Origin of the sequence: Companilactobacillus huachuanensis, from assembly GCF_005404815.1 — a bacterium.
GTDB lineage: Bacteria > Bacillota > Bacilli > Lactobacillales > Lactobacillaceae > Companilactobacillus > Companilactobacillus huachuanensis.
This window is the reverse complement of the sequence record NZ_BJDF01000007.1, coordinates 1-13,162: the sequence shown is the minus strand read 5'-3', so window position 1 is coordinate 13,162 and position 13,162 is coordinate 1. Positions and strand designations below refer to the sequence as shown.

Genomic DNA, 13,162 nt, shown 5'->3' with positions numbered 1-13,162 from the left:
AGGTTTAACCTCCTGCTTCTTCGTTTTATTGTGTTCATGAATAATAAACACTTGTTTTTAATTTATAGACAGTTTACTATATAGATAATTTAAAAGCAAGGAGTTATTACTTATGAATAAAAACTATACCAGCACTCGTAACAAGCAAATCAAGCTCTCAGCCAAGGATGCCATAAAAAAAGGCTTTGCTGATGATGGTGGGCTTTTCGTCTACCCCGAATTATCTCGACTCAATGTTGATCTCAATTCTATGGAAGAAATGAGTTATCAACAAATCGCTAAGGTTGTCCTCGAAAAGTTATTACCGGACTTTTCCACAGCCGAGATAGAAACAAGTATTGCCTCCGCTTATGATCATAGTTTTGACACTGCCAAAATAACTCCGCTTGTCAAAGTAAACAATTTTCACGTTCTCGAACTATTCCACGGCCCAACCAGTGCTTTCAAGGATATTGGTTTACAAATGTTACCTCAATTAATGAAACGCGTACTCAAGAAGGATAACAAGGTCATGATTTTAACAGCTACTAGTGGTGATACTGGTAAAGCTGCTTTGGAAGGATTCAAAAATCTTGATCAAACTGCTATCACTGTTTTTTATCCCCACAATGGGGTCAGTAAAGTTCAGCAACTTCAAATGGAAACAACCGACGGTAATAATACTGAAATTACTGCCATTAAAGGAAATTTTGACGATGCCCAGAGTAATGTTAAAAAGATTTTTAACAATCAAAATTTGGAACAGCAATTAGGCGACAACATCAGCCTTTCTAGTGCCAATTCAATCAATATTGGTCGTTTAATACCTCAAGTCGTCTACTACTTCGATGCTTACTTACAATTGGTCAAGCAACAAGAAATAAAGCTTGGAGAAAAAGTTAACTTCACGGTTCCAACAGGTAATTTCGGTGATGTTTTGGCTGGCTACTACGCTAAACAAATGGGTCTACCAGTAAATAAATTCATCGTTGCCAGCAATGCTAATAATGTTTTGACAAAGTTTTTTGAAACAGGAATTTACAATCGTAATATTCCGTTCTTACAAACTGACGCTCCTAGTATGGACATTCAAATCTCCAGTAATTTCGAGCGGCTGCTATATTACAAGAGCAACGGCGATACCGAATACGTTAAAAGTTTGATGGATGATTTGGAATCCAAAGGTTCCTACCAAGTTTCAGCGGAAATTTTAAAGAATATTCAAGCTGATTTTTTCTGTGGTTTCGCTACTGATGTCGAAATTGAAACTACTATTAATGATGTTTACAAAAAAGATGGCTACTTAATGGATCCTCACACAGCTGTCGGCTACAAAGTTATGCGCGACTATCAAGCAAATGACCCTGATACACCATCAATTCTCCTGAGTACTGCTAGTCCCTATAAATTTGTTCACGTCGTTACGAAATCAATCATGGACGAAAATTTTGCCGACGACCATCTATCTATGAAACGCCTTCAAGAATTCACCAATCAACCAATTCCTTCCAATCTGGCCAAAGTTTGGGACTTGCCAATTCTTCATCAAGATGTAATCGCTCAGGATGATATGGAGAAATATGTTTTAGAGAAAGTAGAGGATAACTTCAATGATAAAAATTAGTGTCCCCGCTACAAGTGCCAATCTAGGTGTCGGTTTTGATTGTTTAGGCCTTGCCGTATCGCTTTATTCAACAACCACCTTTGAACCAAACGATAGTAAATTAAAAATCAGTGGTTGTGATAAAAAATATCAATCCGTCGATAATCTAATTTATCGCGCTTTCACCAAAGGTTGTGAGTTTCTTAAACAAACCGTCCCAAACGTCAAAATAACTATTGATAATCACATTCCAATCTCTCGCGGTCTAGGTAGCTCAGCTTTTTGTATCGTTTCTGGTTTGATGGGTGCTGATGCTTGGTTTAATGGTCATTTGTCTAAGGAACAATTGTTAGATTTAGCCACTAAAATTGAAGGTCATCCTGACAATGTTGCACCAGCAATTTATGGAAATCTAGGTGCCTCGTTTATGGATGGAAATGACGTCCAAACTGTCCATTTCGAAGTTGCTTCTGATTTACATTTCGTTTCTTTAATACCTGACTATCCAGTCAGCACTGAAAAAGCTCGCCAGATATTACCAAAAGAGATGTCATATCAAACAGCAATTTATCAAATTGGCCATGCGGTTGCCTTATCAAAAGCCTTTGAACTAGGTGATCTTAAGTTGATAAAATCAGCCATCGTCGACAAGATGCACGAGCCCTTTCGCTCACAATTGATTCCTGATTATCAAGCTGCCAAAGAGATTTGTCAGGCTAATGAAAGTGTAATGTACATCAGTGGCAGTGGTTCCACTATGATGGCTATCACCAAAGATAGTAACTCCGCTGACAAAATTATTTCGAATATCACAAAGAGCTTTCCTAATTGGGAAACTCATCTTTTAAACGTAGGTACTAACGGCGCTACTGTAATTTAATTGTAGATACCAAAAGAAGTTACCTTTCACATTGGACAATTCAAGTCCTATGTGAAAAGTAACTTCTTTTTGCTCTTAACTGAAGGTTGAAAGGTGAAAAACTAATATAAACATTGTTGTTACTGGCCTAGAGCTAATTTATTTAAATAATCAGGAGTTTTGTTTTATTATTCCTTTTATTAAAAAAACAACAAGTTGGAAGAGCTGAGAGTATTCATTTGCAGCGAAAGTGGCGTTATTGCTTCAGCAATTACACCACCGGACCTCGGCTCGGGCCGTTCCGCGCAGCAATTGAATACTCTCAGCTCTGGAAACGGCATACTTAATTAAACTTTCAACCTTTACCTTTTAGAGACCAGCCGCAATTGCCGACGGTACTCCAATGGTGTCTGATGATACCGATCCTTAAATGCAGCATAGAAACTCTTCTCATCAGGAAATCCAGTCTCTGTCACAATTTCTGTAAACCTATTATCAGTGTTCTCAATTAGTTCAGATGCTTTTTGTACTCGGAGATGTGTTAGATATTTCTTTGGGGATAATCCTAAATATTTTTTAAACATTTTAGAAAAATAGGCATAACTATAATTATATTTCTTGGCCATGTCTGATAATTGAATCTCATTTTGATATTGTTCATGAAATTCGGCGATTATTTGTGAAATCACTTCCGGAATATCATGCTTTAATTCTTTATCTAGAGTAAAGTTCTTTACCAAAACACTTATCAATTCAATTGAAGTAGACAATTGATTCAGGTGATTATCTTCAGAGGGTTCTTCAGTTTGGAAATCCTTCGTATTATTAATCAAATTAATTAACTCGTTAAAGGCCGGAATTTGATTACCATTATTTGGTAGCTTGATCAAATCAAAACTTTTCTGCTTCACAGTCTGAGGTAAACAATGTTTCAACCAATCATAATTAATCAACAACGTGACAATTCGCTGATCATCTGTAATAAAAGTATTAAAGCTGTGAATCAAACGAGAATTAATTATGTAAACATCCCCAGCCTTCAGTTGATATTCCTGATCTTCAATAAACATTGTTCCGGGATTTCCCTTAGCAACATAACAAATTTCAATTGCTTCATGCCAATGTGGAACAATAAATTTTTTTCCGATCGGCCGATGATAAATACACTTAATGGGATTTATATAATCAAATTCTAGTAGTTCCATTGGTGTTGCCATAATTAAGCACTCCTTTGCCACAAGACAATAAACGGTAGTTGTTTGAACACATTAAAGGTTATTAGTTCAATTGTAAGCGTATACAATATAACTTGTCAATGAGATATTAAGATTACCCATAACTCAAATAATCACTAAGGAGCAAAAAATGGCACATATTCAAGTTAATTACTTTTCAAATACTCTACTCAAAGATTGCCAAATGGATGTCTTACTTCCGCAAAGAACCGCAGACAATCCTGATTGGACTAAAGATACACTAAAAGATTTACCCGTAATTTACTTACTTCACGGTATGAGTGATGACAACACTTCTTGGTTACGTAAAACTCGCCTTGAGCGATTGGTTAAACATTTACCAATTGCAGTAATTTTACCTAACGCTGATTTGAGTTGGTATTCTAATACCACTTATGGCATGGATTATTATGATGAAATTGCGATTGAATTACCAAAAATAATTCATGAACTCTTTCCACAAATTTCTACTGAACGTGAAAAAAGCTTCATTGTTGGAACTTCCATGGGTGGTTATGGAGCCTATAAGATTGCATTATCGACCAATCATTTTAGTTATGCAGCTGCCTTGTCTGGAGCATTTAATCCTAGCGGCTCTAACGAAACTCTTGAAAGTTTTCGTAGCAAGAATTATTGGAATGGCGTTATCAATCAACGCAATGATTTCGAAAATTCATCTGACAACCTAATCCATTTAGCTAAGCAAAAATTGGCTTTAAATGAACCAATTCCAAAACTTTATGCTTGGTGTGGTCGACAGGATTTCCTTTATCAAGATAACCAAAAATTTATCAAAAATTTAGAGGCTTTAAATATCTCAGTTGACACTGAATTTACCAATGGTAAACATGATTGGTACTACTGGGACAAGTTTATTGAAAATATTTTGGAATGGTTACCAATCGACTATATTCCCGAAGAAAGATTATGTTAAAGGAGGATTTATCATGGACTACTCAAAGGATGCAAAACAAATCATCGCTGAAGTTGGTGGTGATCAAAACATCAACACATTGATTCACTGTATGACACGACTACGTTTTACACTTAAGGATGAGAGTAAGGCCAACGCTGCTGCACTTGAAAAAATGGATGTTGTCATTAAAGTTATGCAAGCTCAAGGGCAATACCAAATTGTTATTGGTAATAAAGTCACCGACGTCTTCGATGCCATCCTATCGCAACTACCCCGTTTGGCGACTGAAGATGGAGCGGTGGTTGCTTCAACAACGACTAATGAAAAGGATGTTCCCCGAGGTTTCGGAGCTAAATTTAAACATGGCTACGATGAATTTATCGGTGTGCTAACAGCATCCATGATGCCAATTATCGGTGTGCTTGCTGGTTCGGGTATTACTAAAGGAGTTCTTGCTGGCTTAGTCAGTGCTAACGTTTTAAGTGACAAATCCGGTATTTTCATGTTAATTAATACGATGGCTGATACAATTTTCTACTTTTTACCTGTTATTCTAGGATTTACAGCCGCCAAAAAATTAGGTTCTGATCCAATTGCTTTAGCAGTTATCGGTGCCTTCCTGATTCATCCAAATATCATTGGCATCGCTTCAGCCAAAATTCCTGAAGTTGGTTTATGGAGTGGTTTCGCCGTCAAAGTCATGAATTACTCTGGTTCAGTTTTTCCAATCATCGTTGCTGCCTGGTTAGGTAAATACGTTGAAAAGTATCTGAAAAAGGCCATTCCCGAAATGGTACAAGGTATCTTTGTCCCTATTTTAGAAATAATTATTCTTTCATTCGCATTACTATTATTAGTTGCTCCAGTAATCACTGTTTTGAGTAAAGGCCTAGCCGATGGAATTTCAATATTACTATCGTTCAATGGTATCATCGGTGGCGCTATCTACGGTGCATTCTACCCTATCTTGGTAGTCTTTGGCCTGCATTGGCCACTCATCCCAATCGTTATCAATGATTTGGCTGTTACTGGTCAAAGTGTTATCTGTGCCTTAACATCAATCACAGCTGTTGGTATCGCAGGTGGTGTCCTCGCTGTTGCTATTAAAACTAAGAAAAAGAAACTTGAAGCACTTGGTTATTCAGCTGGAGTTTCAGCATTCTGTGGAATTGCTGAGCCATCACTATACGGAATTCTTTTAAAATATAAACGTGTCTTCTATATGGTCATGATCGGTAACGCAGTCGGTGGAGCTGTAGCTGGAGGTATGCACTTAGTTATCTACGGATTCACTGGAAGCCTGATTGGTTTCCCATCATTTATAAATCCTAAAACTGGTATTGATGGTAATTTTACCGCTTATGTCATTTCACATTTAATTGCCTTTGGAGTTGCATTCGTTCTGACATTTCTCTTCGGATACAATGACAAGATGGAATCATCAGATGCAGAGGCTTAATAATTATTGATAACATGTGGTGCGCCGTTTCCAGAGCTGAGAGTATTCATATGCTGAGCGGTACGACCGGTGGTGTAATTGAATACTCTCAGCTTTTCCAACTAATTTATCTTTTTTATGACAGGAACAATAAAACTAAGACTTATGACTATTTAAATAAATTGTCAACTAGCCTCATACATTACTGATAATAAAAAAGAAGTCATTTTTCATTTTGGACCACGTAAAATTTAATTACGATTCCAAATGAAAAAGCCTTCTTTTTTTGTTATTGTATTATAAGTCATAATAAGCTACTATTAAGGCAATTACTTATTGCAGCTTAAATATGATGATGCACACGGTTCTGGTTAAAAGTTAGTTTTAATATTGAAGTATTCTTAGTATTCCAATCGAGGCTATAACAGCACGTAAATACTATCAGATTTGGAGACAACATATTTAACTAGTACCTCACGTATATGGAGATTACTTATGCAAAAAGAACGTTTAGATTTAATTTTAAAAGCCCTTCAAGAAAAACAAACTCTAACACTTAAGGAAATTATTGATTTAACTAATTCTTCACGTGACACTGCCCGCCGCGATATCGTCAAGTTAACTGAAAATAATTTGGTTGAACGAAGTTATGGTGGCATCAGCATGCCCAACACTTTCAAAAAGTTGGACGGTTATTTAGAACGAAGCGACGATTACGTTAATTCCAAACGAGAGCTTGCTCAAAAAGCTGCCATCTACGCCAATCAAGCCACGCAAATTTATTTAGATGTTTCTACAACAGTCGAATTTATGCCGAAATATCTAACTAACCAAAATCTCTTTGCTGTAACTAACTCACTCGACATTGCCGATCAATTAATACGTAATTCGCCTTGTCGAGCTCGAATTATTGGAGGAAATTTGGATGCTGAAAAACGCTGTGTCACTGGAACTAGACCCTGTCTAGATTTGGAAAATTATACTTTCGACTATGCATTCTTGAGTAGCGTAGGTATTGATGAAGAAGGTATTTACTACGCTTATGATGACGATATCGATTACAAGGCTAAGATTCGCAAACAATCTAAGAAATTAGTTCTACTTCTGGATAGTAGCAAAGTTAATGTTAAACACAATTTTAAAGTTCTCAACCTTGATCAAATTGACTACATAATCACCAACAGTCACTTGCCTCAAAAGTTAGAGAATCGCTTATTAAAATCTAAAACTCAAATGGTTTATGTCTAAGGAGAAATTATTTATGTCAAAAACAATTTTGTTTGACGTCGATGGAACCCTTGTCGATACTGAAAAAACTATCATTAAGTCATGGCAAAAAACTTTAAAAGATACTTTAAATATTGAACCAGCGGCTGAAGAACTTTTCTATGTCTTGGGTATTCCGGGAACTAAAGCCGTTCAAAAATATTCCAATAGTCCACAACAGAGTAAAGAATTATTGACGTTATGGGAACAAAATGATCATAAAATGTTTCATTATTCCGAATTATTCGACGGTATCACATCCATGCTGCAACAATTAACCGCAAAAAAAGTTCAGCTAGGTGTTGTTACCTCAAGAACCAATCAAGAAATGCGCTTAGTATTGAACAATTTTGAACTTGAGAAATACTTTTCAACTTTCATCACTGCGTCAAAAACAAAGCTTCATAAACCAAATCCAGAACCCATCCTCAAGGCCATCGACACACTTCAAATCGATCCTGCTGAAACCTTATATATCGGGGATTCAATTTACGATTTTCAATGTGCTCGAAATGCCAATGTAGAATTTGCTTTGGCTAGTTGGGGCGCTAAAGATAATCCTGAATTTTCTAAAGTTGATTATCTATTGCAGAACCCAACTGATTTGATTAAGTTAGTTTAAAATTGTGCTGAAAAAAAGTTGCTTTTCACTTGGACCAAGGCCGTTAATACAGGCTGTAAGTGAGAAACAGCTTTTTTATACGTTGGAATGTAAAAATTTAATATACCCGTTGTTGTTACAGACCCAGAGTTAATTTATTTAAATAATTAGACGTTTTCATTTATTATTCCTTCCATATAAAAATAAACTAGTTGGAAGAGCTGAGAGTATTCATTTGCAGCGAAAGTGGCGTTATTGCTTCAGCAATTACACCACCGGGCGCGTTGAAAACTCGCGGGTTTTGCGAGGCTTCAACCGAGGTTCGAGACCGCTTCCCAGGCTCGGGCCGTTCCGCGCAGCAATTGAATACTCTCAGCTCTGGAAACGGCATACTTTCGGCCTTAGATATATAAATACAAATTTTCAGTTGGAATATTCAAGATCATTAATTGTTAATTATTCTAGAAACAATCGCCCGATAAGCATTAGGCATTGTTCGTGCAAAGATTACTGTTGCATGATCAGTAATTGAATTAAAGTAACGTCGTTTTGGTCTTACATCCGTTGCTGCTTTATAAAATACGTGAGCTAGATCTTCAGCTGTAGCACCAAAATTCATATTCTCCGTCAATTTCTCAGCACGGCTTACCAAAGGTTCATATGGTGAATCTTCTTGTAAATTCTTACGGGCATTACTGAGCGCCACTGTTTCCCACTCTGTATCAGTTCCACCTGGTTGTACAATAACTGAACGAATTCCAAATGGTTTAACTTCCATATCTAACACATCCGACCACATATTAATACCGGCCTTAGTTGCATGATACCAACCACCCAATGGCGTATAAAGATCTCCACCGATTGATGAAACATTCACGATTCGACCGTATCCTTGACGACGCATTACTGGTAAAACAAATTGTGTAATTTCATTGGCACCAAAAAGATTCACTTCAAATTGTTTTTTGGCATTTTCTGTTGGTACTTCTTCTAACGGACCATATTCTCCATATCCAGCATTATTTATCAAAACATCAATTTGACCTTGTTCCTTTACGGTATGATCAACCAATTGACGAATTGATAACTTGTCAGTCAAATCTAATTCTTGGACATGGATTCCTTTATCAGCTAAATCTTGCATCCGTGACATTCTTCTGGCTCCACCGTAAACTTCAAAACCTTGTTCTTGGAAATATAATGCGGCTGCGTGACCCATTCCTGATGAAATTCCTGTAATAATTGCTACTTTTGTCATAATGATTCTCCCTTTAGTGAACTATCGTTCAGTTATTTTTTAAATAAAAAGCCGATTTTATTCGACTACATTCGTACTTATCAAAATATCAATTAGTTCTGTCAGTTTATCTTTAGGCACTGGCTGCCCCATTCGAAAGTAATTCTCGGTAAATTCTACAACTGGCGAAAAAATGATGGCAGTTAGAATTTCCATATCATTGGTGATCCAATGACCGTTTTCCACACCTTCGGCGAATAAATCATACAATGACTGCACCAATTTTTGAGACTGCTCAATCACACCATCATTAACTAAAGCCGGATTAGACATAATTGCCCGCATAAAATTGGCCTCATACGGATACTCAACAAAACCTTCTGCAAAATGAGAAACAGCATTATAAGCTCGTTGATTGAATGGCAAAGAACTTTTCATCTTTTCATCCAATCCCGTATCCATTAACTGCTTCACTTCCAAAAAAATTTTGCTAAGCATATCTGTCTTGTCAACATAGTAAACATACATTGTCGCCTTACTGATACCAACTTGTCGAGCAATCTTAGCAATCGAAAGATTCGTGATACCTTCATCGTACGTTATTTGAAAAACTGCTTTGGTAATTGCTTGTTTTTTAGCTTCGTCTATTTTTCGCATGGCCCTATACTAAACCATCGTTCAGTTAAAATCAATAAAAAAATTCATAATTTTTAAAAATTATGAATTTTTATCCCGAAATAAAGTGTTGTATTAGATTTAATGCTCAGAATTCAAATATTTAAATACCTGTTGCCCAGCCTGACGGCCAAAAATAACTGTTTCGGCAATTGAATTACCGCCAATACGATTATTTCCATGTAATCCACCGACAACTTCTCCGGCTGCATACAACCCAGCAATAGCATTACCGTCTTCATTAAGAACTTGAGTCTGGTGATTGATAGCCACACCGCCCATTGTATAGTGAACGGCTGGTGCTATGTGAATTGCATAAAATGGTCCGTCAGAAATATCTCTTTCCATACCAGTCGTACGATTGAAAGCTGGATCATTATGATTTTTAACTGCTTGATTCCACTCTGACACAGTCTGTACTAATTTGTCAGCATCAATATTAATTTCGGCTGCCAATTTGGCAACTGTTTGCCCAGTTGTTACTAAACCAACGTGATCATAAAACTCAATAGCCTTTACTCGATTTCTAATCTCACGGTCAAAAATCAAGTACGCACCAGTACCACCTAAATCATCAATTGCTTTCGTAACATTCTTTCTAGTATTCAATTCATTAACGAAACGTTGGCCATCGTTATTGACCAAGATTGCTCCCTCACCTCGAACAGCTTCACCAATCAAGAAAGCATGCGGTGTATCCTGCTGAACGGTTGGATGAACTTGAACCTGATCCATATCAACTAATTTAGCACCAATTTTTTCAGCCAATTTCAAACCATCCCCGGTTGCTCCAGGTTGATTAGTTGTCCGGAGATTCAATAAATCAGAACGATATTTTGCTAATAAATCTTTACCAGCACCAAAACCACCCGTAGCTAGAATTACTGTCGGAGCTTTGATTTGAATTTCTTTATCAGCATCGGCTTTAACACCAACAATGTGACCATCTTCAAGCAATAAATCTGTCACTTTAATATTATCGAACAACTGAATTTTATCCTTGGAAATCCACTTCAACAATTCAGTCACCAAGTAGCCACCAATTGGCGCTAATGTACTTGGTCGGTGTGTTCTCATCGTCTTCATACCGCCAGAGATTGTCAGATCATTCAACTTGATGTCGTGTTGAGCCAACCAGTCGATAGCTAAAGGACCGTGTTCCGTGAAAAATTTCAATAATTCGGTATTATTTTGCTTGCCACCACCAACATAAGTTTCGTTATAGAAATCTTCAAAACTATCGACGATTTTGTGGTCTAGTTGAACTGAAGTTTCTGCAGCATTCATGCCAGATGAAGCGCGATTTGTATTACCACCTAGTTTATCCATCTTTTCCAAAATAACCGGTGATAGTCCTAATTCATGTGCTTGAATGGCAGCCGTTAACCCTGCGCCACCGGATCCAATAATGATAACGTCATAATGGTCTTGCAATTGTTCAATTTTAGTTGGTTCAAAGATAAATTTTTCTGCCATGCTATTTCTCCTCAATATTAGTCATATCAATTGGTACAACCCACTTATCAAATTGTTCCTCAGTTACTAATCCCGATTTAAGTGCAGCCACTTTCAAGGTTGTCCCATCATGCAATGCTTGTTGTGCAATCTCTGCACTTTCATGATAGCCAATATGTGGTGACAACGCTGTTACAGTCATCAAAGAACGGTCAACTAATTCTGCCATTCGTTTTTCATTGACTGTCAAACCAGCAATCATTTTGTCGGCAAAACCATACATTGTGCCAGTTAATAAATCAGTTGATTCCAAAAATGTATAGATTAATACTGGTTTATAAACATTCATTTCAAAGTTTCCCTGACTGGCAGCCACATTAATAGTGACATCATTTCCCATAACACGAACAGCAGCCATGGTAATAGCCTCGGCTTGCGTTGGATTAACTTTGCCTGGCATGATTGAAGATCCTGGTTCATTAGCCGGAATATTCAGTTCACCATAACCTGATCTGGGACCACTACCTAGAAAACGAACATCATTAGCAATCTTCAATAAATCGCTAGCCAAGGTTTTAATAGCACCGTGAACGACGTTTAAACCCGAGTGTGCTGCCAATCCAAAGAATTTATTTGTTTCGGCTGTAAATTCATGTTCATAAACGACACTCATCTGTTCAGCAATTTCATCGGCAAAGTGTGGTGCGGCGTTCAATCCTGTTCCGACAGCCGTCCCTCCCATTGCCAACTCGCTTAAGGTTCGGTTCAAGGTCTTAAGGTAATCTAAATCATGTTCAAGCATGCTGACCCAACCACTAACTTCTTGTCCAAAAGTCAGTGGTGTTGCGTCCTGCAAATGCGTCCGACCAATCTTAACAGTCTTCCAATACTTGGTTTGTTTTTGTTTCAATTCATCAATTAAATGCTGAATTGAAATCTCCAGATTATCAACTGCTATGGCAGCAGTGATGTTCATTGCAGTTGGGAAAATATCATTGGAACTCTGCCCATGGTTAACATCATCATTTGGTAAAATTTCAATTTCAGAATTGATTCTCTGGGCAACATGAGCAACGACCTCGTTCACATTCATATTAGTTTGCGTTCCAGAACCCGTTTGATAAACAACCAATGGAAAATCTTTTCGTAAGTCAGTATCATCGAGATTCAACAGTTGATCGATTGCTTCCACAATCAAATCAGCCTTTTTAGCATCAATTGCTTGCACTTCCTTGTTAGCAATTGCAGCAGCCTTTTTTATCTGCAATAACGCTTTGATAATTTCCAATGGCATTTTCGCACCAGTTGAAAAGTTATTACGACTGCGTTCAGTTTGTGCACCCCAGAGTGCTTCGGATGGTATTTTGACGGCACCTAACGTATCTTCTTCAATTCTATAATCAGACATATTTTCCCTCCATAACGAAATAATTACCTCAATTATAGCGAAGTTTACGACCGCAACAAAATATTAACTGCCTCCAGAAATGGTTAGTAATATGGACCACCGTAATAATATTATTTTCAAACTAGTTAAAATACTAAAGGTTGAAAGTTTAGGTAAGTATGCCGTTTCCAGAGCTGAGAGTATTCAATTGCTGATCGAGTAGGAGGTACCTTATGTACCGACCTCTCACACGAGGCTGCTGAAAAACTAAATTAGAGAAATTTAATCCACCATTTTCGTTTTATTTGAAGCACTATTTTGGGTAATTTCACCCACTTTTGTACTCAATAATAACTGTTTTATGGGAATTGATTTTTTAAAATTAAAAATTCAGGAGTTTTTCAGCAGCCTTCTCTCACACCACCGTACGTACGGTTCCGTATACGGCGGTTCATTAATTAGGTATTTTGAATAAGCTCAAGTTTTTCGGACATATCTATAAGTCCAAGAG

General features: G+C 37.2%; 11 protein-coding genes. 6 read left to right on the top strand and 5 right to left on the bottom strand.

Features of this window, described 5'->3' with window-relative positions; translation table 11 throughout:
* Positions 1-112: 112 nt before the first annotated feature.
* The gene (gene thrC, locus FFM71_RS05190) at positions 113-1,603 is read left to right on the top strand and encodes a threonine synthase (RefSeq protein WP_137611113.1); all 1,491 of its coding nucleotides are present in this window, start codon (positions 113-115) and stop codon (positions 1,601-1,603) included.
* A complete protein-coding gene (gene thrB / locus FFM71_RS05185; RefSeq protein WP_137611112.1) occupies positions 1,590-2,462 on the top strand; it encodes a homoserine kinase in 873 nt (290 codons plus the stop codon). Before thrC ends, thrB begins: the two co-directional genes overlap by 14 nt.
* Positions 2,463-2,803: 341 nt before the next feature.
* On the opposite strand, the gene FFM71_RS05180 is transcribed toward thrB, so the two are convergent.
* Positions 2,804-3,658, bottom strand: a complete 855-nt coding sequence (locus FFM71_RS05180) for an AraC family transcriptional regulator (RefSeq protein WP_137611111.1) — start codon at positions 3,656-3,658, stop codon at positions 2,804-2,806.
* Between the two features lie 148 nt (positions 3,659-3,806).
* On the opposite strand from FFM71_RS05180, the gene FFM71_RS05175 reads away from it, so the two are divergent.
* The 4 genes from FFM71_RS05175 to FFM71_RS05160 all read left to right on the top strand — a co-directional run bounded on the left by FFM71_RS05175 (position 3,807) and on the right by FFM71_RS05160 (position 7,918).
* The gene (locus tag FFM71_RS05175; protein WP_137611110.1) at positions 3,807-4,610 is read left to right on the top strand and encodes an alpha/beta hydrolase; all 804 of its coding nucleotides are present in this window, start codon (positions 3,807-3,809) and stop codon (positions 4,608-4,610) included.
* Positions 4,611-4,623: 13 nt separating this feature from the next.
* On the top strand, positions 4,624-6,051 hold the full coding sequence (locus tag FFM71_RS05170) for a PTS transporter subunit EIIC (RefSeq protein WP_137611109.1): 1,428 nt from the start codon (positions 4,624-4,626) through the stop codon (positions 6,049-6,051).
* A 474-nt stretch (positions 6,052-6,525) separates the two neighbouring features.
* Positions 6,526-7,278: a DeoR/GlpR family DNA-binding transcription regulator gene (locus tag FFM71_RS05165; protein ID WP_137611108.1), complete on the top strand. Its 753-nt coding sequence runs from the start codon at positions 6,526-6,528 to the stop codon at positions 7,276-7,278.
* A gap of 13 nt (positions 7,279-7,291) precedes the next feature.
* On the top strand, positions 7,292-7,918 hold the full coding sequence (locus tag FFM71_RS05160) for an HAD family hydrolase (protein ID WP_137611107.1): 627 nt from the start codon (positions 7,292-7,294) through the stop codon (positions 7,916-7,918).
* A gap of 424 nt (positions 7,919-8,342) precedes the next feature.
* Here the strand turns inward: FFM71_RS05160 and FFM71_RS05155 are convergent, their stop codons facing one another.
* The 4 genes from FFM71_RS05155 to FFM71_RS05140 form a co-directional block, all read right to left on the bottom strand.
* Positions 8,343-9,155: an SDR family NAD(P)-dependent oxidoreductase gene (locus tag FFM71_RS05155; protein ID WP_137611106.1), complete on the bottom strand. Its 813-nt coding sequence runs from the start codon at positions 9,153-9,155 to the stop codon at positions 8,343-8,345.
* Between the two features lie 57 nt (positions 9,156-9,212).
* Positions 9,213-9,791, bottom strand: a complete 579-nt coding sequence (locus tag FFM71_RS05150; protein WP_137611105.1) for a TetR/AcrR family transcriptional regulator — start codon at positions 9,789-9,791, stop codon at positions 9,213-9,215.
* A gap of 99 nt (positions 9,792-9,890) precedes the next feature.
* Entirely contained in the window at positions 9,891-11,285 is a 1,395-nt protein-coding gene (locus FFM71_RS05145) for a flavocytochrome c (RefSeq protein WP_137611104.1), read from the bottom strand.
* A gap of 1 nt (position 11,286) precedes the next feature.
* Positions 11,287-12,672, bottom strand: coding sequence for a class II fumarate hydratase (locus FFM71_RS05140; protein ID WP_137611103.1), 1,386 nt, complete (start codon positions 12,670-12,672; stop codon positions 11,287-11,289).
* Positions 12,673-13,162 lie beyond the last annotated feature (490 nt).